At 65.5% G+C, this 22,916-nt stretch carries 17 protein-coding genes; 13 read left to right on the forward strand and 4 right to left on the reverse strand.

Going from position 1 to position 22,916, the window contains the following annotated elements:
* The first annotated feature begins 154 nt into the window (after positions 1 to 154).
* Positions 155 to 739: an outer membrane protein gene (locus RBB42_RS00595; RefSeq protein ID WP_305968646.1), complete on the forward strand. Its 585-nt coding sequence runs from the start codon at positions 155 to 157 to the stop codon at positions 737 to 739.
* Between the two features lie 74 nt (positions 740 to 813).
* On the opposite strand, the gene RBB42_RS00600 is transcribed toward RBB42_RS00595, so the two are convergent.
* A complete protein-coding gene (locus RBB42_RS00600; RefSeq protein ID WP_305968647.1) occupies positions 814 to 1,143 on the reverse strand; it encodes an SMR family transporter in 330 nt (109 codons plus the stop codon).
* A gap of 86 nt (positions 1,144 to 1,229) precedes the next feature.
* A complete protein-coding gene (locus RBB42_RS00605) occupies positions 1,230 to 2,768 on the reverse strand; it encodes a trimethylamine methyltransferase family protein (RefSeq protein WP_305968648.1) in 1,539 nt (512 codons plus the stop codon).
* Between the two features lie 300 nt (positions 2,769 to 3,068).
* On the opposite strand from RBB42_RS00605, the gene RBB42_RS00610 reads away from it, so the two are divergent.
* From RBB42_RS00610 to RBB42_RS00630, 5 genes are all read left to right on the forward strand, one after another.
* The gene (locus tag RBB42_RS00610; RefSeq protein ID WP_305968649.1) at positions 3,069 to 3,638 is read left to right on the forward strand and encodes a PDC sensor domain-containing protein; all 570 of its coding nucleotides are present in this window, start codon (positions 3,069 to 3,071) and stop codon (positions 3,636 to 3,638) included.
* A 39-nt stretch (positions 3,639 to 3,677) separates the two neighbouring features.
* The gene (locus RBB42_RS00615) at positions 3,678 to 5,435 is read left to right on the forward strand and encodes a methyl-accepting chemotaxis protein (protein WP_305968650.1); all 1,758 of its coding nucleotides are present in this window, start codon (positions 3,678 to 3,680) and stop codon (positions 5,433 to 5,435) included.
* A gap of 226 nt (positions 5,436 to 5,661) precedes the next feature.
* Positions 5,662 to 9,063 (forward strand): transglutaminase family protein, encoded by a 3,402-nt coding sequence (locus tag RBB42_RS00620; RefSeq protein WP_305968651.1) that lies wholly within the window; start codon positions 5,662 to 5,664, stop codon positions 9,061 to 9,063.
* A gap of 1 nt (position 9,064) precedes the next feature.
* Entirely contained in the window at positions 9,065 to 11,464 is a 2,400-nt protein-coding gene (locus RBB42_RS00625; protein WP_305968652.1) for a circularly permuted type 2 ATP-grasp protein, read from the forward strand.
* A gap of 3 nt (positions 11,465 to 11,467) precedes the next feature.
* Entirely contained in the window at positions 11,468 to 12,385 is a 918-nt protein-coding gene (locus RBB42_RS00630; protein ID WP_305968653.1) for a transglutaminase family protein, read from the forward strand.
* 18 nt (positions 12,386 to 12,403) lie between these two features.
* Here the strand turns inward: RBB42_RS00630 and RBB42_RS00635 are convergent, their stop codons facing one another.
* Together RBB42_RS00635 and RBB42_RS00640 are read right to left on the reverse strand one after the other, a co-directional pair.
* Entirely contained in the window at positions 12,404 to 14,572 is a 2,169-nt protein-coding gene (locus tag RBB42_RS00635) for a M10 family metallopeptidase C-terminal domain-containing protein (RefSeq protein ID WP_305968654.1), read from the reverse strand.
* 17 nt (positions 14,573 to 14,589) lie between these two features.
* Entirely contained in the window at positions 14,590 to 14,730 is a 141-nt protein-coding gene (locus tag RBB42_RS00640; protein ID WP_305968655.1) for a hypothetical protein, read from the reverse strand.
* 514 nt (positions 14,731 to 15,244) lie between these two features.
* Between RBB42_RS00640 and RBB42_RS00645 the strand changes: the two genes are divergently transcribed.
* The 7 genes from RBB42_RS00645 to RBB42_RS00675 all read left to right on the forward strand — a co-directional run bounded on the left by RBB42_RS00645 (position 15,245) and on the right by RBB42_RS00675 (position 22,908).
* Positions 15,245 to 16,336, forward strand: coding sequence for an MHYT domain-containing protein (locus tag RBB42_RS00645; RefSeq protein WP_305968656.1), 1,092 nt, complete (start codon positions 15,245 to 15,247; stop codon positions 16,334 to 16,336).
* 211 nt (positions 16,337 to 16,547) lie between these two features.
* On the forward strand, positions 16,548 to 17,384 hold the full coding sequence (locus tag RBB42_RS00650; protein ID WP_305968657.1) for an FAD binding domain-containing protein: 837 nt from the start codon (positions 16,548 to 16,550) through the stop codon (positions 17,382 to 17,384).
* Positions 17,385 to 17,394: 10 nt separating this feature from the next.
* Positions 17,395 to 17,889: a (2Fe-2S)-binding protein gene (locus RBB42_RS00655; RefSeq protein WP_305968658.1), complete on the forward strand. Its 495-nt coding sequence runs from the start codon at positions 17,395 to 17,397 to the stop codon at positions 17,887 to 17,889.
* The gene (locus RBB42_RS00660) at positions 17,886 to 20,303 is read left to right on the forward strand and encodes an aerobic carbon-monoxide dehydrogenase large subunit (RefSeq protein WP_305968659.1); all 2,418 of its coding nucleotides are present in this window, start codon (positions 17,886 to 17,888) and stop codon (positions 20,301 to 20,303) included. The genes RBB42_RS00655 and RBB42_RS00660 overlap by 4 nt, the downstream gene beginning before the upstream one ends.
* 84 nt (positions 20,304 to 20,387) lie before the next feature.
* The gene (locus RBB42_RS00665; protein WP_305968660.1) at positions 20,388 to 20,867 is read left to right on the forward strand and encodes a RidA family protein; all 480 of its coding nucleotides are present in this window, start codon (positions 20,388 to 20,390) and stop codon (positions 20,865 to 20,867) included.
* On the forward strand, positions 20,864 to 21,724 hold the full coding sequence (locus RBB42_RS00670; protein ID WP_305968661.1) for an AAA family ATPase: 861 nt from the start codon (positions 20,864 to 20,866) through the stop codon (positions 21,722 to 21,724). The genes RBB42_RS00665 and RBB42_RS00670 overlap by 4 nt, the downstream gene beginning before the upstream one ends.
* Positions 21,721 to 22,908 (forward strand): vWA domain-containing protein, encoded by a 1,188-nt coding sequence (locus RBB42_RS00675; RefSeq protein ID WP_305968662.1) that lies wholly within the window; start codon positions 21,721 to 21,723, stop codon positions 22,906 to 22,908. The genes RBB42_RS00670 and RBB42_RS00675 overlap by 4 nt, the downstream gene beginning before the upstream one ends.
* The last annotated feature ends 8 nt before the right edge of the window (positions 22,909 to 22,916 follow it).

Raw genomic sequence — 22,916 nt, forward strand, 5'->3', positions numbered from 1 at the left:
TCAGCGGGCTTTGGCCGGTGACGCGGCGGCAGGGTGCGCAGCGCGGAACAACTGGGCCTCCGACCCGTTGAAAGAACATCACGGGCCGTTACTTGCGGCTCAGCATGGCGCGCTGCGAGCCCGCAGCGTAGCGGAACCAGAAAAGGAGACAGTCATGAAATCGAGCATCTTTGCAGTGATCGCAGCGTCCGCATCGCTTGGCGCAGCACCCGTGCTGGCCGGCAGCATCGACCGCACACCGGTCGAAGTCGAACCGGCGGCGCCCGTTGTGCCCGCTGCCCCCGTTGGCGTGGACTGGACCGGCCCCTATGCGGGCTTCAGCTTTGGCAACCTGAACGCTCAGGGTGGCGGCACCTCCGACAACGGCAGCATCTTCGGCGTCTTCGGCGGTTACGATTATGACTTCGGCGATTACGTCGTGGGTGGTGAGTTCGAATACCAGGACGGCAACGGCTACAGCCTTGGTGGCGTCGACGTGGACAACGTGATGCGGCTCAAGGGCCGGGTCGGTGCCGACTTTGGCCGGACCCTGGTTTACGGGACCGCGGGCGTGGCACGCATCGACACGTCGCTGGGCGATGCGACCGGACCCGTCGGCGGTGTCGGCCTCGATTACAAGGTGACCGACCGGTTCTCGATTGGTGGCGAAGCGCTGGCGCACAGCTTTGAAGACGTCGGCGGTTCGGGCGCGGACGTGGACGCGCAGACCTATTCGCTGCGGGCAACCTTCCGCTTCTGATCGTCCCCCTCATGTGAGCGGAAGGCGCGGGCCCCCCGGAGCGTTCTCCGGGGGGCTTTTCCGTTCGGTCGTGCCTAGTGCGGCGAAGTGTTGGAAAAGAGGTGGATCACCAGGATCCCGGCCAGGATCATGCCCATCCCAAGGATCGCCGGCAGGTCGAGTTTTTGGCCAAAGACCGCCAGGCCGATCACGGCGATGAAAACGATGCCAAGCCCCGACCAGATCGCGTAGGCGATGCCCACGGGAAAATACTTCAGCGCAATTCCCAGCAGGTAAAAGGCGGCCGCATAGGCCACCACGGTGATCGCCGTGGGCACCACCCGCGTGAACTGCTGGCTCGCCTGCAGGGCGGTGGTTCCGATGGTCTCGGCCAGCACGGCAAAGGCAAGAAAGAGATAGGGCATGGCGGTCTCCGGAAATTCGCAGGCAAAGGGCTAGCGCGGGCGCGCCCCGGGCACAAGCCGCGGCACGCCCGTGCCCTTGACCTGATTCAGGCGGGCAGGTGGATCGGGAACCGTGCGCGGATCGCCTTGTCGGTGGCGGCATCGAAACGGGCCGGGCTGCGCATGGACAGGATGGCCTCCTTGCGTGCCGTGGCCTTGGCCACGAGGTCCGGCTTGTCCAGTTCTTCCCATTCGCGGGGCGATGTGCGGTCGCCAAACTGCGGGTAAAGGTGGTCCCGGTGCATCCTGTCCAGGGTTTCCGGCGTGCCGAGGTAATGGCCCGGCCCACCCAGGCAGACAGCGCGCATCTGGTCCAGGGCCAGGGTGGTATCGTCCACTTCGATCCCGCGCACGCAGCGCAGCGCCTGACCGATCAGGTCATCGCCAAGGATCAGGCTCTCATGGCAGAACCCCAGCAAAGAGGCATGCATCCCCGCCGCCTCGTAGACCATGTTTGCCCCGGCCACCCCGGCAAGCACGTTGGAACACATCTGTTCCCAGCCCGCCTGCATGTCCGGCAATTTCGAATCCGCCGCGCCGCCGGCAGTGCCTCCGGGGAGACCGTAATGCGCGTGCATCTGGGCACAGCCCGCGCTGAGCAGCGCCTGCTCTCCGGATCCCAGGCACATGGCCCCGGTCCGCAGATCCAGCCCGAAAGGCCAGGTGCCGAAGATCGCGGGGTGGCCCGGGGCAATGGCGTTGACGTAGACAAGCCCGGCCAGGCATTCCGCCACCGATTGCACGATGGCCCCCGCGATGGTCGAGGGCGCGGTCGCCCCTGACATGCCCGCCGACAGCAGCAGCACCGGCATGTCGCCCCGAATGCAGGCCTCCATCGTCTCGCAGCTTTCCGTGGCGAATTTCATCGGTGGCACGACAAAGCAGTTCGAATTCGACACGAAAGGCCGCGCGCGCCAGGCGGCCTCGCCCCCGGCAATCATGTGCAGCAGGTCCAGCGAAGCCGGCACGTTGGCGGGGTCGGAGAACGAGGTGCCCACCTGCTTGGTCGTCCCGGCGCAGCAGGCGTAGAGCGTGTTCAGATCGAGTTCGAGGTTGTCCATGATGTCACGGGCAACCATCGGGCGCTGGAGAAAGTGGATATTGTCCAGCTGATGCGCAATCCGCGCCGCATCGTGCAGATCCTGCAGCGTGCTTTCGCGGTAGGATTTCCCGTCGATCTCGACCAGGTGCACCGCCGCACCGGCGGTACCGTAGTGGACACGTTGCCCCGACAGGTCGAGGTCGAAACGGGGATCGCGGGCGGGCAGGGTGATGTCGCGCGCGGCCTTGGCCAGCATGTCTTCTACCAGGGCTGGCGGAAAGCGCAGGCGTCCGTCTTCGCCCAGTCGCGCGCCCGCGCCGGTCAGGATCTCGACCCCGGAGGCAGGCGCTCCGGACAGGCCGATTTCGTCCAGCGCGATCAGTGCGCTTGCGTGGATGCGTGCGACCTCTGCCTCTGTCAGCGGGCGATAGCCTCCGCCGATAAGGCCGGCGCGGACCGGTCGCTGGTCGTCGGACAGGGCGGCGGTGCGGGCGGCAACGCGGGCGGCTCGACCGCCGCCGCGGCGGGAAAGAGGGGCTGTCATCTGTCGTGTCTCCGAGGGATTGGGGCAGGGATCAGGGGGCCTACTGCCTGCTCGGACGTCCCCGGGCGGCGCGCCCGCGCCGTGCCCCAATCTGGCGCAGGATCAAGGAGATAACCGCGACATGCATCTTCATGAAAGCCAGTCTGCAGGGGCGGGTCTGCTCTGTCTCCGCAGAAAGCGACGTCATGTCGTTTTTGACCCGGTGATCTAAATAGTTTCAATTTTACAGCCGGTTAAACAGCCGTAAACCGCGGGCTGCATAGTGTGCCGTCATCTTGAACCCACACCGGAGACTTATGGATGAAACGTGCATTGCTACTGTCCGCAGCGCTTTTCGGGGCGGCGCCCGCTGCTTTTGCGGTCGAACCTCACGCGGCCATGCAGGCCTATGTCGACAGTGAAATCATGGCCTGGGCCCATGAAACCGCGATCGTCGAGGCGATCGAGGCCCAGAATGTCCGGACCGGCGGCTATGACGCCACGCGGATCACCCAGTTGGACGGAACCTGGCGGGCCGAGGTGGGCACGGGGTCGGCCCTGGTCGACGGTGTCCTGATGAACGCCGCCGCCGACTTCCTGCGCTCGCGGGTGGAGGCCAGTGGCGGAATGATTACCGAGGTGATCGTGATGGACGCAAAGGGGCTGAACGTGGCGGCCTCGGGCGCGACTTCGGACTATTGGCAGGGGGACGAGGCCAAGTACCTGGAAACCTATCCCAAGGGCGCCGGCGCTGTACATTTCGGCGAGGTGGAATTCGACGAATCCAGCCAGTCCTACCAGGTGCAGATCTCGATCACGATCACGGACCCTGACACCGGCAAGCCGATCGGTGCCATGACCGTCGGGGTCGATGCCGAAGTGCTGCTGTAAGGCCGCGGCGCCCCCCATCTTCAGGCAAGGAAAAAGAGCATGACACAGGACGGCGGCAAGACGAGGTCAGGCGCGGGCCTGCACTCGGTTTTCATCAGGTGCGCGGGCATCATGGCTGTGACCACGATCGTGGTGGCAGCCGTGCTGTCGGTACAATCCCTGCGGCTGGTCGACGACCTCGCCGTCAAGGGCGTGGTCGACCAGGCCGCGCGGACGGTCGAACTCAGCGCCAGCGCGCTGAACAAGCCGATCCGGTTCAAGGCTCTGCCGAAGGTAGAAGAAGAAGTCTCGGCCGCGATGACCGCGGCCGGGGCCAACGGGCGCGTGGCGATGGTACTGGGGGCCGAGGGCGAGCGCCTCGCCGCGGTCGGTGAGGATACATCGCTGCTGGACAGTGTTGCCGACCTTGCCGCACGGGCCCTGGCCGATGGCACCCGGATCAGTACCGAAGGCGGGCTTTGGGTGGCGGAACCCGTCCTCGCCGGACCCGAAGGGCCGGTGATCGGCGTGATTGCGATGGCCTGGAATGCGGATTCGGCCCTTGCCGACGTAAGGCCCGAGAAGATGAGCATCCTGCTGACGGCGGCGGCAGTCTTCATCGTGCTGCTGGGGGCGACGCTGTTCCTGTTGCAGCGCAGCCTTGGCCGTCCGCTGCGCCAGGTCACGGAGGCGGTCGAGCGTATTTCCGATGGCGACTACGACAGCGAAATCGGGATGAGCGGTCGGCGCGACGAATTCGGCAGCATCGCGGCCCGCATGCAGGACATGACCCGGGCCCTGAGCGTTGCGCGTGACGCAGAGAAAGAGCGCGCCCGCAACATGGAACGCCAGGTCGAGATGGTGTCTCACCTGGGCCAGGCGCTGGACGTGCTGGCGGAGGGCGTTCTGAACCGCGAGATCGTGGCCGAATTCCCCGAGGAATACGCCGCGCTCCGGACCAACTACAACCGTGCCATTGCCAGCCTGCGCCGGGTGGTCGACGAGGTTTCGGCCAGCGCCGACAGCCTCCTGGACAATGCCAACCAGATCGCCTCGGCCTCGGATGATCTATCCCGGCGGACAGAAACACAGGCCGCCACGCTCGAGGAATCTGCGGCGGCGCTGGAAGAACTGCTCAGCAGCGTCAGCGCGGCGGCGGAAAATGCCCGCAACGCGGATGACCAGGTACGCCAGACCCGCGAGATCGCGGAACGCAACGGCGAGGTGATGCGCTCTGCCATCGAGGCAATGAGCGTGATCGAGAAATCCTCGGAGCAGATCGGGGAGATCACCAGCGTCATCGACGACATTGCCTTCCAGACCAACCTGCTGGCCCTGAACGCCGGGGTCGAGGCGGCGCGCGCGGGCGAAAGCGGCAAGGGCTTTGCCGTGGTGGCGACGGAGGTCCGCGGACTGGCCCAGCGCAGCGCGGCTGCGGCCCAGCAGATCAAGGAGTTGATCACCGGTGCGGGCGAACAGGTGGCCAGCGGCGTCAGGCTGGTCGAAGAGGCCGGCGGCGCGCTGGACGACGTATTGAGCCGCGTGGCCGAGGTGTCGAACATGATGACGGGCATCGCCAGCAGCGCCGGGGAACAGGCCCAGGGCCTGCAGGAGATCAACGTCGGGATTTCCAACCTCGACCGGGTCACCCAGCAGAATGCCGCGATGGTCGAGGAATCCACCGCCTCGGCGCATATGATGCGCAGCGATGCAGGCGCGCTCAGCGAAACCGTGGGCCGTTTCGTCACCGGCTCTGATACCCGGACCCCAGGTGTTGCCGGACCGGAGGCCGCGGCGGGACGAATTCGGGCCGCCTGACACGGCACAGGCGCGGGGCGGGCTGTCATTTGACGACGCCAAATGCGGCAATCGCCATCCGCCCCGCCGCAAACTGCACAAGAAACGTGCAAAAGCCGCGCTCTGTCACCTGCTTGCGGCAATGATCGGCGGATTGGGCCCTGTCAGCATCTGCGGGTTTACATCGTCTCTCCGGAGGGCTTCTCTGGTTTGAGGACAATCAGACCCTGGGACAGACGGAAACATCATGGCGATTACAGCGAGCATCCGGCATCTTACCCATTACAAGTACGACCGCCCGGTGAACCTGTCACCGCAGATCATCCGGCTCCGACCGGCGCCGCACAGCCGGACCCGGGTGATCAGCCATTCGCTGAAGGTCTCGCCCGAAGGGCACTTCGTCAACCACCAGCAGGACATCTACGGAAACTGGCTGGCCCGGTTCGTCTTTCCCGAACCGGTGACCGAATTCCGGATCGAGGTCGACCTCGTGGCCGACATGACGGTCTACAACCCCTTCGATTTCTTCGTCGACGATGTCGCCCGGGAATGGCCCTTTGAATACCCCGCGGAAATCGCCCCCGATCTCGCCGTCTATCGCAAGACCGAACCGCTGACGCCCTTGCTGAAGAAATGGGTCGAAAGCGTCCCGCGCAAGAAACAGGTCACGATCGACATGCTGGTGGAACTGAACCGCCAGCTGGAACAGGAGACCGAGTACCTGATCCGGATGGAACCCGGTGTGCAAACACCGGAGGAAACGCTGGAAAAGAAATCCGGCTCCTGCCGCGACACCAGCTGGCTGCTCATCAACATCCTGCGCCACCTGGGTTTTGCCACGCGCTTCGTCTCCGGCTACCTGATCCAGTTGAAACCGGACCTAGAGGCGCTGGACGGTCCCTCGGGCACCGACCACGATTTCACCGACCTGCACGCCTGGTGCGAAGTCTATCTTCCTGGCGCCGGCTGGGTCGGGCTGGATCCGACCAGTGGCCTTCTCACCGGGGAAAGCCACATCCCCCTGGCGGCCACGCCGCACTACAGCAACGCCGCCCCCATCGTGGGTGGCTTCAGCGGCCACAAGGACACCAAGACCGATTTCGATTTCGAGATGGAGGTGCACCGCGTCGCCGAACATCCGCGCATCACCAAACCCTTTTCCGAGGAAAGCTGGGACGCGCTGGACGCGCTTGGGAAAAAGGTGGATGCCGAGATCGAAGCGCAGGACATGCGCCTGACGATGGGCGGTGAGCCGACATTCGTCTCGATCGACGATTTTGAAAGCGCCGAGTGGAACACCGCCGCCGTCGGCCCGCAGAAACGCGCCCTGGCCGATGACCTGATCCGGCGCCTGCGCGATCGGTTCGCGCCGGGCGGCTTCCTGCATTTCGGGCAGGGCAAGTGGTATCCGGGTGAAACCCTGCCGCGCTGGACCTTCTCGCTGTATTGGCGGCGGGACGGAAAACCCGTCTGGAAGAACCTCGACCTGGTGGCCAAGGAAACCTCCAAGGACGCGACCGCGGCCGACGCCGAGGCCTTCATGGCCGGTTTCGCCAAGGCGCTGGAGATCGGTACCGAATATGTCCAGCCCGCATTCGAGGACCCGGCGGTCTGGATCCTGAAAGAGGCGGAACTGCCGGAAAACGTCACCCCCGAGGATTCGCGCCTCAAGGATCCCGAGGCGCGTGCGCGCATCGCCCGTGTTTTTGAACGCGGGCTGGACAAGCCGGCCGGCTTCATCCTGCCGATCCAGCGCTGGCAATCCCGCGCATTCGGCCGTGGCTGGCGCTCGGAACGCTGGCAGACGCGACGCGGCCACCTGTTCCTGATCCCCGGCGACAGCCCGGTGGGCTTTCGCCTGCCGCTGGGGGCGCTGCCGCATGTCAGCGCCTCGGCTTATCCCTATGTCTATCCGGCGGACCCGACCGTGCCGGTCGAGGACCTTCCCGACTTCCACGAGATGGACGACAAGCGCCAGGCGCTGTTCGAGGAACTGCGCAAGATCGCCGCCGAAGAGCGGGACACGCTGCCCCGGACGACTCCGGGCCGCGAACAGCCCGTGTCACGCTTGCGGGCCGATGAACCGGCGGCGGTGCAGCGTGAACAGGCGGTCACGCCAGAGGGCGGTGTCGTCCGGACCGCCATCGCGGTCGAGCCGCGTGACGGGAAGCTGTGCATCTTCATGCCGCCGGTCGAAATGCTGGAGGACTACCTCGAGCTGATCTCCACAGCCGAACAGACCGCCGAGGCCCTGGGCCTGCCCCTGCATATCGAGGGGTATACGCCGCCGCATGACTCGCGCCTCAACGTCATCAAGGTGGCACCGGACCCCGGCGTGATCGAGGTCAACGTGCATCCTGCCGGCAGCTGGGAGGAATGCGTGGACATCACCAGCGCGGTCTACGAGGAGGCGCGCAACAGCCGTCTCGGCGCCGACAAGTTCATGATCGACGGCAAGCACACCGGGACCGGCGGCGGCAACCACGTTGTCGTCGGCGGCGCCACGACGATGGATTCGCCTTTCCTGCGCCGCCCGGACCTCTTGCGCTCGCTGATCCTCTACATGCAGCGGCACCCCTCGCTCAGCTACCTTTTCTCGGGCACCTTCATCGGTCCGACCAGCCAGGCGCCCCGCATCGACGAGGCACGGCACGACACGCTGTATGAACTGGAAATCGCGCTGAGCCAGATCCCGGATCCGTCCGAAGGGGAGCAGTCGCAACCCTGGCTGGTGGACCGCCTGTTGCGCAATATCCTGATCGACGTGACCGGCAACACGCACCGGGCAGAGATCTGCATCGATAAACTCTATTCCCCGGACGGACCGACGGGGCGGCTTGGCCTGGTGGAATTCCGCGGCTTCGAGATGCCGCCGGATGCGCGGATGAGCCTTGCGCAACAGGTGCTCTTGCGCGCGCTTCTGGTGCGGCTGTGGAAATCTCCGGTCAAGGGCAAGCCGGTGCGCTGGGGCACGACGCTGCATGACCGGTTCATGCTGCCGGAGTTCGTCTGGCAGGACTTCATGGACGTGCTGCGCGACCTCAAGGAACACGGGTTCGACCTGCGCCCGGAATGGTACGAGGCACAGCGCGAATTCCGCTTCCCCTTTGCGGGCGAAATCGAGGCCGAGGACGTCCACCTGGAAGTGCGGCAGGCGTTGGAGCCCTGGCACGTCCTGGGTGAACGCGGCGCCATCGGTGGCACCGTACGCTATACCGACAGTTCCGTGGAACGGATGCAGGTGCAACTGACCGCGCTGGATCCCAGCCGCTATATCGTCTGCTGCAACCAGCGGCAGGTGCCTTTGCACGGCACCGGCACCAGCGGGCGCAAGGTGGGCGGCGTGCGCTTCAAGGCTTGGCAACCGGCCGAGGCGCTGCACCCGGTGCTGCCGGTCAACGCGCCTCTGGTCTTCGACATCTTCGACACCTGGTCGGGCCGGGCCATCGGGGGCTGCACCTATCATGTGGCACATCCCGGCGGGCGCAGCTATGATACTTTCCCGGTCAATACGAACGAGGCCGATGCCCGCCGCCTGGCACGTTTCCAGAAGTGGGGGCATACGCCCGGAACCTATTGGCCGGCGACTGAAAACCCGCACCCGGAGTTCCCGATGACCCTGGACCTGCGGCGCGCGCCCTGGATCTGACATGGGCGAAACCGGCGCCGTTACGCCGGCGCGAAAGGCGCCGCTGGACAGTTATCTGCCACCCAAGGGGGTGGCAGATGAGCTTTTGCGCCCTGACGGTACGTTGCGCCCGGTCTGGCAGCCGATGATCGACCACCTGGCCGGGCGCAGACCCGACCAGGTGAACCAGGACTTTGCCCGCGGTGACCTCTACCTGCAGGATGCGGGCGTCTACTACCGCCAGTACACTGGCGACGAATCCACCGAGCGCGATTGGCCGCTGAGCCATATCCCCGTTATCATCGGCGAGGCAGAGTGGACCAAGCTCGCCGAGGGCATTGCCCAGCGGGCCGAGCTTCTGGAGCGCACGATGGCCGATCTCTACGGCCCGGCAACCCTGGTCAAGCGCGGGATCCTGCCGCCGCAGCTGGTGGCGCGCAACCCGGAATGGCTGCGCCCGATGGTGGGTGTCAAACCGCGCTCGGAACATTATCTGCATTTCCTCGCGTTCGAGATCGGGCGCTCTCCGGATGGCAGCTGGCTGGTGCTGGGGGACCGGACCCAGGCCCCTTCTGGCGCCGGCTTTGCGCTGGAGAACCGCATGGCGACGCTGCGGGTTTTCAACGATCTCTACCAGGAGACGAACGTTCACCGGCTGGCCGCTTTCTTTCGAACCTTCCGCGACCGGTTGACCCAGCTGCGCGGTCCCGAACAGGGGCAGGTGGCGATCCTGACGCCGGGCCAGAACACTGACACCTATTTCGAACATGCCTACATCGCGCGCTACCTGGGCTTCCTGCTGCTGGAGTCCGAGGACCTGGTGAGCGTCGACGGCAAGCTGATGGTGCGCACGATCAGCGGGCTGGAACCGGTCAGCGTGCTGTGGCGGCGGCTGGACTCGCGCTTTGCCGACCCGCTGGAACTGGACGAAAGCTCGGCGCTCGGGACGCCGGGCATGGTCGGTACGCTGCGCTCGGGCGCGGTGACGATGCTCAATTGCCTGGGGTCCGGCGTGCTGGAGGCGCGGGCGCTCATGGCCTTCATGCCGCGCATCTCCGAGGCGCTGATGGGTGAGCGGCTGAAGCTGCCCAACATCGCGACATGGTGGTGCGGGCAGGCCAGCGAACGGGCCTATGTGCGCGAAAACCTGGAACGCATGATGATCGGGCCGGCGCTCTCGACACAGCTGCCGTTCGAGATCGACAGTTCCACCGCGCTTGGCGGACGGTTCCGCGACAATGCGCGCGGCCCGGTGCGTGACTGGCTGGACAAGAACGGCGGTTCCCTGGTCGGGCAACAGGCGGTGACACTGTCGACCACGCCGGCGATGATCGATGGCAAGCTGTTGCCGCGGCCGATGGTTGTCCGCGTGTTCGCGGTCCGCACAAAGGACGGCTGGACGGTGATGCCCGGCGGCTATGCCCGCATCGGCCGGACAGAGGACCCAACCGCTCTGGCGATGCAAAGCGGCGGTTCGGTGGCTGATGTCTGGGTGGTCAGCGACGCGCCGGTGTCCACCGAAACGCTGTCTGGTCAGCAGCCCGGGCCGTTCATCCGTCGGATGCCCGGGCGGTTGCCCGCGCGGGCGGCGGACAACCTGTTCTGGTTGGGCCGCTACGTCGAAAGGGCTGATTTCACCGCGCGGACCCTGCGGGCCTACCACCTGCGGCTCGAGGACAACGGCGGCACGCCGATGCCCGTTTTCGACCAGCTTGGTCGCTATCTCGAGGGGCGGGGGCTGTACCTGGCGGAACCCTTGCCGGATCTTTTCCTGAACCTGCTGCAACGGGCCCGCGGTTGTGCCAGCAAGGTGCGCGACCGGTTTTCCGATGACGGCTGGTACGCGCTGGATGAACTGGAAGGAGCGGCGCGCGATCTGGCGGGGGCGGTGGACCACGGCGATGCGACGGGCCGCGCCCTGAGCCAGCTTCTGCGCAAGCTGGCGGGATTTGCGGGGCTCGTGAACGACAACATGTTCCGCTTTTCCGGCTGGCGCTTCATGTCGATGGGGCGCGCGCTGGAACGCGGGGTGCAGATCTCGGACCTGCTGGCGGTCTTTTCCGCCAGCGGCGCGGCGCAGGGCAGCCTGGATGCGGCGTTGGAAATCGGCGACAGCGTCATGACCCACCGCCGGCGCTACTCGGTCGAGACAAACCGGAACACGGTGGTCGACCTGCTGGCGCTGGACCCGGAAAATCCGCGATCAGTGATCTACCAGGCCGGGGTTCTGCTGGATCAACAGGCCAAACTGCCCCGGCAGGGCAAGTCCAGTCAGCTGACGGAGGTCGGGCGTCGGATCCTGAGGGTGCATACCGATCTCTCGGTCGCCACGCCCGAGGTGCTGGACAGCGCCGCGCTGGCAAAGCTGGCCGACGATCTGCAGGCGGTGTCGGATGCGATCCACACCCAGTACATGGGGTAGGGGATGCTCTACGACGTCACGCTTTCCGTTCGCTACGCCTACGCGCTTTCCGCCGCGGCGGCGCGGATGCACTTGCGCATGATGCCGGGGAACGGACCGGCGCAACGCCTTGTTTCGGGCCTCCTGCAGGCCGATCCCGCGCCCGCGTTTCGCCGCGACAGGGTGGATTTCTTTGGCAATGCACTGACCGAGATGGCCTATGACACACCGCTGGACACGGTCGATTTTCGGTTCACCGGTCGCATCCGGCGCGACGACTTGCCCAAGGAACTGGACCTGTCCTGTGCGCTGGCCGACATGCGGCGCGAATTGGCCGAGGTGCCCTCGCTGGCGCCCGATGCGCCGCATCATTTCTTGGGGGCGTCGGACCGGGTGGTGCCGGTACCCGCGATCACCACGTTCTCGCGGGGGATCACCCGGATGGACCAGCCCGTGCTCACCGTGGTGGAGGCGATTTCGCGGGCCCTGCACAAGGAAATCACCTTTGATGCCACTGCAACCGACGTGACCACCGACCCGGCCACGGCTTTTGCGAACCGGCGCGGGGTTTGCCAGGACATCAGTCACATCATGATCGCCGCGCTGCGTGGGATCGGCATTCCGGCGGGCTATGTCTCGGGCTTCCTGCGGACGGAACCGCCCGAGGGTCAGCCGCGTCTGGCGGGGGCGGATGCGATGCACGCCTGGGTCCGTGCCTGGTGCGGCAACGAAGTCGGATGGATCGAGATCGACCCGACGAACGACATGCGCGTCGGCGCCGACCATATCAGCGTGGCCGTCGGGCGCGATTATGCGGATGTTGCGCCGGTCAAGGGATCGCTGCGCAGTTCGGGATTTCACAGCACCCATCACAGCGTCGACGTGGTTCCGGTGGACGGACGCCCGCCGGTCGAGGCCGTCGGGCGCAGCAATACCGACTAGATCGCGCCCGAAAGAGGATCAGACCGCCGGGCTGTCTCCGTAGGTGACGACATCCTGGCTTCCATCGTCCCAGGTCGTCACCCTCTCGATCAGCGTACCGCTGGCGTCGTAGGTTTCCGACGTGGTGGTCCAGGCATAGACATCCTGCGTGTCGGTCAGAACGGAACTGCTGCGGATACCGTCGGTATAGTCGATCTCCTCCACGCGTCCGTCATCGTAGGTATTCGTCTGGCTGGCAAGATTGCCCCCGCTGTCCCAGGTGCGTGCGATCGACGACCAGAGGAATTCATCCGCGCCATCGGTCAGGAGGTGCGTGACCACTTGTCCGCCGTCAAAGCCGATTTCCACCGTGCGCCCGTCGTCATAGGTCATCTCTCGCGCGGTGCGTGCGCCGGTGACGGTGTCGTAGCTGTCGGTATAACTGGTCCAGAGCGCGATATTGCCGGCGTCCTCGACCTGGATCGTGGACTTCTGACCGTCGACATAGGTGATCTGCATCAAGCGCCCGTCGTCATAGAGGTTTGTCTGCCCGGTCTGGGATCCCGTGGCATCGAAAATCCGTTCGATCGTGTGCCAGCCCTGATCGTCGCCGCCATCGGTCGTCAGGGAACTGGTGCGAGCGCCCGTGCCGTCAAAGAAGGTCTCGACCACCATGCCGTTGTCCCAGGCGATTTCGTGGTAGATCCGCACGTTGCTGGTATCGTATCCGCTCGTGTAGCTGTCCCAGGCATAGACGTCTGCGCCGTCCGTCATGGTCGAGGTGGTGCGCAGCCCGTCCGAGTAGAAGATCTCCAGCACCCGGCCGTTGTCGTAGATGTTGGTCTGCTTCGCCCATTGTCCGGTCGCGGTGAAATCCCGGGCAATCGTCTCCCAGTCCTTGGTGTTGTCGACGTCGATTTCCAGCGTCGCGGCAGTCAGGTTGCTGCCCGTCTTGTAAAGCCGGACAAGGGTTGTGGTGCCGTTGTCCTGCACCGTCCCGAAGGCGCCGTCGGTAAAGCTGAGCGTCTCGACCCCCAGAAGCGTGTCGGTGCCATCGTCGCCGCCATTGATCGGGTCGATATCGGAGACGGTCAGCGCGCCGTTCCACGCCAAGGCAAAGCCCTCGGAGGCGCCTTCAAAGACCACCACGTCCTCTCCTTCGCCGGCGTCGATGGTGTCGTCGCCTTCGCCGCCCTTGATGGTATCCGCGCCGGCCCCGCTCTGGATGTCGTTCGCGGCGGCGTTGCCGGTGATATGGTCGTCGCCGCTGCCGGTGATGGCGTTCTCGATTACCGCGCCGCGCGCGATGGCAAAATTGCCCGCATAGCCGTCGATGTCCGACCAGGTTTCATCCACCAGGCTAAGGCGCTGGTCATGCCCGCGCGAGCCGAGGTCGATCACGTCGATGCCGGAACTGTCGAAGATCGCGACCGCCCGGCCCGGTGCCAGGTCCATGCCCGTGGCGGTCAGGTTGGTGTTGTCGCCGTAGACCGTGTTGCCCGTGTGGACGTTGTCGGGCGTGCCGTAAAGCATGTGCATCGCCAGGATGTCGGCCATCTGAGGCGTCGCCAGGTACAGGCCCGAAGCGTCGACGTTGGGATTCTCCCACTGGGCAAAGTAGGACATGATCGACATCTGCCAGCTGTCGTTGGCGTAATGTGCGTCACTGCCGAAACTTGCGGCCCCGTTGTAGTTGCCGCCGTGGCCCAGCCCCAGCGCGTGGCCGATCTCGTGGATGTAGGTCTGGTAGTAATAGTCGCCGTAGCCCTGCCAACTGGGGTGCACGTTGACGAAGGACCGGTCGATTTCGTTCCAGCTCGTGTAGATGTAGGAATAGGCGTAGGCGCCGTCTTCGGTGTCGTCGAAGGTGATGTCGGCGTTATCCGGGACCAGGATGAACTGGATTCCGGAAACGGCGGTCCACGCGTCCAGCGCGGCAAGGGCGGCGGCCTTGCCCGCCTCGTCCAGCGCGTCGATGTTGACGCTGATTGCGCCGCCGGCCTGCACGTCGAAGGCCCGCCAGTCACCACCGCCGTTCTGCCAGTAGCCATGCGTCAGCTGATAGGCCACCTGGTCCAGCGTGAAGACCGGCAAGGTGGAATCCGTTGTTGCGCTGTCACCGCCCGAGGGCGCCGCCGTCGGGCCGGTCAGACCGTGGCTGTCGTAGATTTCGATCGAGGGGTCGAGGCTTTGGCAGAGAAAGCACATGAGTCAGGTCCTGTTTGTCAGGTGCGCCGGGACGCGGGGCAGCGGTCGAGAAGGGCTTTGGCGAAGACGTCGAGCAGGTCGCCGGTAATCGTGGCATCACTGACCGAGAATTCCAGTCTGGGACCGGAAAGCAAGGTCCCGTCGGCGATTTCGTGCATAAGTTGTGCCCGCAGGATTGATCGGCCATGTGCGGTTATCCATGAGCGGGGGCAGGGCAGCCCCCGTTCCGCCGCGTTATGGCGCAAGCGTTCACGCAGCAACGCGGCGAGGCTGCATTCATCCGAGGAGGTCGTATTGCCGGAGGACAGCGAATGCCTTGCTCCGACAGGGACCGGAGGCAGGGCGCGAAGGTGCCTTGGGCGGGCGTTCATCGGGGTTTCCTTTGGCGGTCTACGGCGCAGCGGACCAAGAGCAGATCGGTCACAAGACCACTTGGAAGCGGGGAATTTGGGGCCCGCAGGGCTGGAAAATGTTAATTCCGCGTCATTGGTGCACGTTAAGAAACCGTAAACACTTGTGGCGGTGACTGTTTCCGAGAACACGGCGAGAGGGCGATGCTGCGCCTCAAGGGTCTCTTTGCGGTTGTGTCGCGAGGCGGCGCGTGACGCCTCCCCGTGCTTGCAGGACCGCGGGGCATGTGCCTAAATCCCGCGCATTGTAAGGAGCGGTGGTGTGCTTGAATTCTCGCATCACCCGGCGTTTGTGGCCGCCTCGCTGGCGGTGGCGCTGATGGCCGGGTTCAGCGGGCTATCCCTGACGCGTGGGGCCTCGGCGTTGCCGCTGACCCGGCGCAAGCTGGTGGTGGCGATCTCGGCGGTGGCTCTGGGCGGCGGAATCTGGTCGATGCATTTCGTGGCCATGCTGGGGCTGCAACTGCCGATCCTCTTCTTCTACGACGGGTTGGTGACGCTGATCTCGGCGTTGATCGCGATCCTCATGGTCGGGCTGGCGCTGCTGATCCTGCATTTCCGCGATCGCGGTCCGTTGACGCTGACCCTGTCTGGCGGGATCGTCGGCTGCGGGATCGTGGCCATGCACTACGTCGGCATGAGCGGGATGGAACTGTGCCGCCCGGTCTACAGCTTCGGGGGACTGGCGGTGGCGCTGGTCGCGGCGCTGGCGCTGTCGGTTACGGCGATCTGGATTGCTTATGGCGAACGCACGCGGGGCAGTATCATGCTGGGTACCCTGGTCTTTGGCCTATCGGTTTTCGCGGTGCATTTCATCGCGATGGCGGGCACCGGTTTCGTCGGGTTGGACGGGGGCGACACCGTCGGTCCCGCCTTGTCGAACGAGACATTGGCGATGGGCGTGGCGCTCAGCTCATTCGTCATCTGCGGCGCGTTCCTGCTGAGCAGCGTGACCTTTTTTGCCGTTCCGGCGGAGCAGGTCCCGGACACCGAAGAACCCGTGGAACGCGCGGCGCCGGGAAGGGTGCCAGTCCCCTATGAGAAAGAGGGCCGTACGCAATTCGTCGATGCGGGTGCCATCGCGGCGGTCCGGGCAGAGGGACATTACACGGTGCTCTACTCCGGTGCGGAGCGACTGTTCTGCCCCTGGTCGATTTCCGAGGCGGCGAAGCGGCTGGCACCGGCGGGCCTGATCCGGGCGCATCGCAGCTATCTGCTCAATCCCGCTCTCGTGACCGAGTTCCGGCGCACCAAGGATACCGGCGTCTGTCATTTCGACGGGGTCGAGGCCCTGGGCAAGGTGCCGGTCAGCCGCTCACGCCTGGCCGAGGTTCGCCGCGTGCTGGGCGTCTGAGGCGCGGACGCCGGGGCGGCGCTGGTGCCGGCCTTGCGGCCGTCACCTCGCCCCGCCCACCGTCCCCGGCCATAAAGGGTTCTCCATTCGTGCAGCCATTTCGCATTTCGTGCGCGAATGCCTGTCTTTTATGGCTCTGACGTTGGTTCCGGCGCGGTCTGGCGGAACCCTCCCCGAAGCGGCGCAAGATCGCGGGGGAGGATGATCACAGATGATACCGGCGGGGTTTGATTATCATAGGCCAGCAGAGCTGGACGCTGCCATTGGCCTGTTGCAGGAACATGGCGACGAGGCGCGGGTGATCGCGGGCGGCCACAGCCTGGTGCCGATGATGAAACTGCGGATGGCGGTGCTGTCACATCTGGTGGACCTGCGCGACATCCCGGACCTGCAGGGGATTGAGTTCGGCGCCGACAGCATCTCTCTTGGCGCGATGGTCACGCAGCATGAGTTGATCGCACACGCGGGCCTGGCAGAGGCCGTGCCGCTGTTGCGCGAGGCCGCGTTGCAGATCGCCGACCCCCAGGTGCGTTACCTTGGGACCCTCGGGGGCAATGTGGCCAACGGCGATCCGGGCAACGACATGCCGGGGCTCATGCAATGCCTGGACGCGACCTACAAGGTCACGGGACCGGACGGCTCACGGCAGATCCGGGCACGGGATTTCTACGAAAGCGCCTATTTCACGGCCCGGTCGGATGACGAGATCCTGACTCGCATCACGGTGCCGATCCCTGCCGCGGGCACGGGCTACGCCTATGAAAAACAGAAACGCAAGATCGGCGACTATGCCACCGCGGCGGCGGCGGTTCTGGTCGGCGAGGGTTCTGCCTCGATTGCCATGACCAACCTGGCCGACGTGCCGGTCTGGTCGGCGGAGGCGGGTGCGGCGCTGGCGGCTGGAGACAGGGAGGGGGCCGTAAGCGCCGCACTCGCAGCCATTGACCCGCAGGAAGACATGCGCGGGCCTGTGGAATTCAAGCGGCATGTGGCGGGCGTGGTGCTGCGCCGCGCCATCGCTCGCGCACTCTCGCGCGTTGCGGGCTGAGGGGGGCGTCATGAGCAAGATGCACGTAAAGCTGACGGTGAACGGCACGGCCGTCGAGGGGCTGGCCGAACCACGCACCCTGTTGATCCACTTCCTGCGGGAAAGCCTCGGCGTGACCGGGCCGCATGTGGGCTGCGAGACCTCGCATTGCGGGGCCTGCACGGTCGACATGGACGGGCGGTCCGTCAAATCCTGCACGGTCTTTGTGGCGCAGGCACAGGGCGCGGATGTGACCACGGTCGAGGGGTTGGTGAATGCCGACGGGTCCCTGTCGGTGCTGCAAGAGATGTTCCGCGAGCATCACGGGTTGCAATGCGGGTTCTGCACGCCGGGGATGATCACCCGTGCGCACCGCCTCCTGCAGGAGAATCCGACGCCCACCGAGGAAGAGGTGCGCTTTGGCATGGCCGGAAACCTCTGCCGCTGCACGGGGTATCAGAACATCGTCAAGGCGATCCTGGCGGCGGCGGACGTGATGAACGCCCAGAAGGAGGCCGCGGAATGAAAGACGAGGTGCAATCGCCCGAGGAACGTTCCGCCGGCCTGAAGGGCATGGGCTGCTCGCGCAAGCGGGTGGAGGATGTGCGGTTCACCCAGGGCAAGGGGAATTACGTCGACGATATCAAGTCGGACGGTATGCTGTTTGGTGATTTCGTTCGATCACCCTATGCCCATGCCAAGGTGGTTTCGATCAACACCGCGGAGGCTCTGAAGGTGCCCGGGGTTCTGGCAGTGCTGACCGCCAAGGACCTGGAACCTCTGGGACTGCACTGGATGCCGACGCTGGCGGGCGACAAGCAGATGGTGCTGGCAGACGGCAAGGTCCTGTTCCAAGGACAGGAAGTGGCCTTTGTGGTCGCAACCGACCGCTATGCCGCCGCCGATGGCGTCGAGGCGGTCGAGGTCGAATACGAGGAATTGCCCGTCCTGACCGACCCGTTCGAGGCGCTGAAATCCGACGTCGTGCTGCGCGAGGATCTGGCGGGCCAGAGCGAAGGCGCGCATGGCCCGCGCAAGCATCACAACCACATCTTCACATGGGAGCAGGGCGACAAGGACGCGACAGAGGCGGTGATGGCCGAGGCCGACGTGGTGGCCGAGGAGATGGTCTATTACCACCGCACGCACCCCTGTCCGCTGGAAACCTGCGGCTGTGTCGCCAGCATGGACAAGGTGACGGGCAAGCTGACGCTCTACGGCACGTTCCAGGCGCCGCACGCCATCCGCACCGTGGTTTCGCTGATCTCGGGCATTGCCGAGCACAACATCCGGGTGATCTCTCCGGACATTGGCGGCGGGTTCGGCAACAAGGTCGGGGCCTACTCGGGCTATGTTTGTTCGGTCGTGGCCTCGATCGTGACCGGCAAGCCGGTGAAATGGGTCGAGGATCGGATGGACAACCTGATGTCCACGGCATTCGCACGCGATTATTGGATGCAGGGCAAGATCAGCGCCACCAAGGAGGGCAAGATCACGGGTCTTTGGTGTCACACCACGGCTGATCACGGCGGCTTTGATGCCTGCGCCGACCCCACTAAGTTCCCGGCGGGATTCATGAACATCTGCACCGGGTCCTATGACATTCCCTCCGCTTACCTGGCGGTGGACGGGGTCTATACCAACAAGGCGCCGGGCGGCGTGGCTTACCGCTGTTCCTTCCGCGTGACCGAGGCCGCCTATTTCATCGAACGCATGATCGAGGTGTTGGCGATCAAGTTGAACATGGACGCGGCCGAGCTGCGGCGCATCAACTTTATCCGCAAGGACCAGTTTCCGTACCAGTCTGCGCTGGGGTGGGAATATGACTCGGGCGACTACCACACCGCATGGGACAAGGCGCTTGCGGCGGTGGGATATGACGATCTGCGCAGGGAACAGGCCCAGAGGCTGGAGGATTTCAAGGCCGGCAAGACGCGCAAGCTGATGGGCATCGGCCTGACCCATTTCACCGAGATCGTCGGCGCCGGGCCGGTCAAGAACTGCGATATCCTTGGCCTTGGCATGTTCGACAGTTGCGAAATCCGCATCCATCCGACCGGGTCCGCCATCGCGCGACTGGGCACGATCAGCCAGGGCCAGGGGCATGCGACGACCTTTGCCCAGATCATCGCCTCCGAGATCGGGTTGCCCGCGGATGACATCACGCTGGAAGAGGGCGATACGGATACGGCGCCCTACGGGCTTGGTACCTATGGATCGCGTTCGACGCCCGTCGCCGGCGCAGCAACGGCCATGGCCGCGCGCAAGATCCGCGCCAAGGCGCAGATGATCGCCGCCTACCTGCTGGAGGTGCACGACGGCGACGTCGAGTGGGACGTCGACCGTTTCGTGGTCAAGGGCGACGAGAGCCGTTTCAAGACCATGAAAGAGATCGCCTTTGCCAGCTACAACCAGGCCATTCCCGGACTGGAACCGGGGCTTGAGGCGGTCAGCTACTACGACCCGCCCAACATGACCTATCCCTTCGGCGCCTACATCTGCGTGATGGAAATCGACGTGGACACGGGCGAACACGAGGTGCGCCAGTTCTACGCGCTGGATGACTGCGGCACCCGGATCAATCCGATGATCATCGAGGGACAGGTGCATGGCGGCGCGACCGAAGGCTATGCAATCGCGATGGGACAGGAGATCGCCTACGACGACATGGGCAACCACAAGACCGCAACGCTGATGGATTTCTTCCTGCCGACCTCGTGGGAGACACCGACCTATCAGACCGACCACACGGTCACGCCGAGCCCTCACCATCCCATCGGTGCCAAGGGCGTGGGCGAAAGCCCCAACGTGGGATCCGTGCCCTGTTTCTCGAACGCCGTTCACGATGCCTTTCGGCCCTTCGGCCTGACGCAAAGCCACATGCCGCACGATCACTGGCGGGTTTGGAAGATTGCGCGGGACATGGGGCTGCACGGGTGACCAAGGGGGGCGGGGCGCCCTTCATTCACCTGGTCCGGGTGGCGGGCGCCCCGCAGTTTTCTGCCAGTCGTGGGGCGATGCCGGATGACACCTGAAGACAGGCTCGCAGAGCTGGGATTGTTTCTGCCTGCGCCGGTCAAACTGCCGGACGGGGTGCACCTGCCGTTCTCGCTGATCACGGTGCGCGGTGACAGGGTGCTTATCTCGGGGCATCCGGCGCAGGACAGGACGGGGCGGTTGATCGGTCCCTATGGTCAACTGGGCCGCGACCTGACCACCGAACAGGGATACGAGGCCGCCCGGGCGGTGGCACTGTCGGTCATGGCCAACCTGCGCGACAGGATCGGCCCGCTGGACCGGGTGGCCGGTTGGACGCGGGTTCTTGGCATGGTGAACTCTGTTCCGGGCTACACCGAACAGCACCTTGTGATGAACGGGTTCAGCGACCTCGTGCTGGATGTCTTCGGCCCGGAGGTCGGACAGCATTCCCGCTCGGCGATGGGGGCGTCGGGCATGCCGATGAACTTTGCCATCGAGGTCGAAGCGGAGGTCCTGTTGCGATGAGAACACCGCAGGACAAGCTGCGCGCAGATCTGGCCGCGACCGGCTATGTCGCGGACGACACGTTGGTCATGGCGCTGCACCTTGCGCAGACGCTGGGCCGGCCGCTGTTGCTGGAGGGCCCGGCCGGCGTCGGCAAGACCGAGATCGCAAGGGCGCTTTCCGAGGTTCTGACTACCCGCCTGATCCGGCTGCAATGCTACGAGGGGCTGGACGCGGGCCATGCCATCTACGAATGGAACTACCAGCGGCAATTGCTTGCGATCCGGGCCGAGGGCACGGGCGACGAGGCGTTGTTCTCCGAGAAATACCTGCTGCAACGGCCCTTGCTGGAGGCGATCCGCCAGGAGGTGCCGCCTGTCCTGCTGATCGACGAGATCGACCGCGCGGACGAGGAGTTCGAGGCCTACCTGCTGGAAATCCTGTCGGAATTTCAAATCACGATCCCCGAGTTGGGTACGATCTCTGCCCGGTCGCGGCCGTTTGTCATCCTGACCGCCAACGGCACGCGCGACCTGTCGGACGCGCTGCGGCGGCGCTGCCTTTATGCCTATGTCGACTATCCCGACCGGGACACGGAACTGGCGATCCTGTCGCGCCGGGCACCGGAGATCGAGGCCCGACTGGCGCGGCAGGTCATCGCCGCCGTGCAGGCCCTGCGCCAAGAAGACCTGGAAAAGAAACCGGGCATCGCCGAGATGCTGGACTGGGCCGCGGCATTGTCCGGCCTGGGGATCAACGACCTCGCCGCCGATCCGGCGCAGGTGCAGGCGACGCTGGTCTGCCTGCTCAAGACCGCCGCCGACCGTGATGCGCTACCGCCCGAGGCGCTGGCGCGCCTGTTGGGCAAGGTCGCATGAGCGGGGTCACGCGCTTTCCCGCCCGCGCCGAGGGGCTGGCCGACCGCATGGCCGGGTTTATCGCGCATCTGCGCATGAACGGGCTGGCTCTGGGGCCGGCAGAGACGGCGGCGGCGCTGGCAGCACTGGCGCAGGTGCGGGCCACCGACACGGCAGAGGCCCGGCGCGCGCTCAAGGTCGTTCTGGTTCCGGATGCCGACGGCTGGCGGCGCTTCGACGATCTGTTCGACGGCTATTGGTTCAACACCGGGCGTACGACGCGGCACGACACCCCGGCCCACGTCCGGGTGCAAAGCGCGAAACCCGCGTTGTGGCTGGCTCATCTGGGCGAAGACGGACCAGAGGGCGGACAAGGCGGCGACAGCGGGCCCGACGATGACGGCACCGAAGAGGCCGAGGGTACCGAAGGGCGGCTGATCGCAACCCGGACAGAGGCGCTGAGCCGACGCGACCTGCGCGAACTGATGGATGAGGACAGCCTGCGCGCCGCCGAGCGTGTGGCGCGCGACCTGGCCCGGGCGATCCGCGATCGCCGCTCACGTCGTCGCAAACGGGCGCTTCGGGGGCAGGAACCTGACATGCGGCGACTGATGCGCGCCAGCCTTGCGCGCGGGGGCGAACCGCTGGACCTGCCGCGGCGGGCCCGTCCGGACCGGCCTGTGCGGATCGTGGCGCTGTGCGATGTCAGCGGGTCGATGACGGTGGTGTCCCGAGTGTTCCTCGCCTTTCTCAAGGGTCTGATCAGCGCGGATCTGCAAGCGGATGCCTACCTGTTCCACACCCGCCTGATGCGGATCACCGATGCGCTGCGCGACCGGGACACGCTGCGCGCGGCCGGGCGGCTCAGCCTCATGGCCGAGGGCTTTGGCGGCGGCACCGACATCGGCGGCGCGCTGCGCGCCTTCAATCGGGGATACGGGGCGCGGGCGCTGAACGGACGGACGGTCGTGCTGATCCTCAGCGACGGCTATTGCACCGGCCCACCCGAAGCGGTGGCCGAAGGGCTGGTACGATTGCGGCGGCGGGCGCGGCGGATCGTCTGGCTGACGCCGCTGCCGGGATGGCGCGATCACGCGCACGTGGCCCGTGCGATGGCGGCGGCGCGCCCGCACCTCGATGCGTTGCTGCCCGCAAATACCATCGCGGCGCTGGCGGCGCTTGAACAGGACCTTGCAAGACTTTGAGGGAGCAG

Origin of the sequence: Mameliella sp. MMSF_3455, from assembly GCF_030733205.1 — a bacterium.
Taxonomy (GTDB): Bacteria; Pseudomonadota; Alphaproteobacteria; order Rhodobacterales; family Rhodobacteraceae; genus Antarctobacter.

Bases quoted from the DNA above. Each gene is read 5' to 3' on its own strand.
- RBB42_RS00595 (WP_305968646.1), top strand. From the start codon at position 155: ATGAAATCGAGCATCTTTGCAGTGATCGCAGCGTCCGCATCGCTTGGC.
- RBB42_RS00600 (WP_305968647.1), bottom strand. From the start codon at position 1,143: ATGCCCTATCTCTTTCTTGCCTTTGCCGTGCTGGCCGAGACCATCGGA.
- RBB42_RS00605 (WP_305968648.1), bottom strand. From the start codon at position 2,768: ATGACAGCCCCTCTTTCCCGCCGCGGCGGCGGTCGAGCCGCCCGCGTT.
- RBB42_RS00610 (WP_305968649.1), top strand. From the start codon at position 3,069: ATGAAACGTGCATTGCTACTGTCCGCAGCGCTTTTCGGGGCGGCGCCC.
- RBB42_RS00615 (WP_305968650.1), top strand. From the start codon at position 3,678: ATGACACAGGACGGCGGCAAGACGAGGTCAGGCGCGGGCCTGCACTCG.
- RBB42_RS00620 (WP_305968651.1), top strand. From the start codon at position 5,662: ATGGCGATTACAGCGAGCATCCGGCATCTTACCCATTACAAGTACGAC.
- RBB42_RS00625 (WP_305968652.1), top strand. From the start codon at position 9,065: ATGGGCGAAACCGGCGCCGTTACGCCGGCGCGAAAGGCGCCGCTGGAC.
- RBB42_RS00630 (WP_305968653.1), top strand. From the start codon at position 11,468: ATGCTCTACGACGTCACGCTTTCCGTTCGCTACGCCTACGCGCTTTCC.
- RBB42_RS00635 (WP_305968654.1), bottom strand. From the start codon at position 14,572: ATGTGCTTTCTCTGCCAAAGCCTCGACCCCTCGATCGAAATCTACGAC.
- RBB42_RS00640 (WP_305968655.1), bottom strand. From the start codon at position 14,730: ATGCACGAAATCGCCGACGGGACCTTGCTTTCCGGTCCCAGACTGGAA.
- RBB42_RS00650 (WP_305968657.1), top strand. From the start codon at position 16,548: ATGATACCGGCGGGGTTTGATTATCATAGGCCAGCAGAGCTGGACGCT.
- RBB42_RS00655 (WP_305968658.1), top strand. From the start codon at position 17,395: ATGAGCAAGATGCACGTAAAGCTGACGGTGAACGGCACGGCCGTCGAG.
- RBB42_RS00660 (WP_305968659.1), top strand. From the start codon at position 17,886: ATGAAAGACGAGGTGCAATCGCCCGAGGAACGTTCCGCCGGCCTGAAG.
- RBB42_RS00665 (WP_305968660.1), top strand. From the start codon at position 20,388: ATGACACCTGAAGACAGGCTCGCAGAGCTGGGATTGTTTCTGCCTGCG.
- RBB42_RS00670 (WP_305968661.1), top strand. From the start codon at position 20,864: ATGAGAACACCGCAGGACAAGCTGCGCGCAGATCTGGCCGCGACCGGC.
- RBB42_RS00675 (WP_305968662.1), top strand. From the start codon at position 21,721: ATGAGCGGGGTCACGCGCTTTCCCGCCCGCGCCGAGGGGCTGGCCGAC.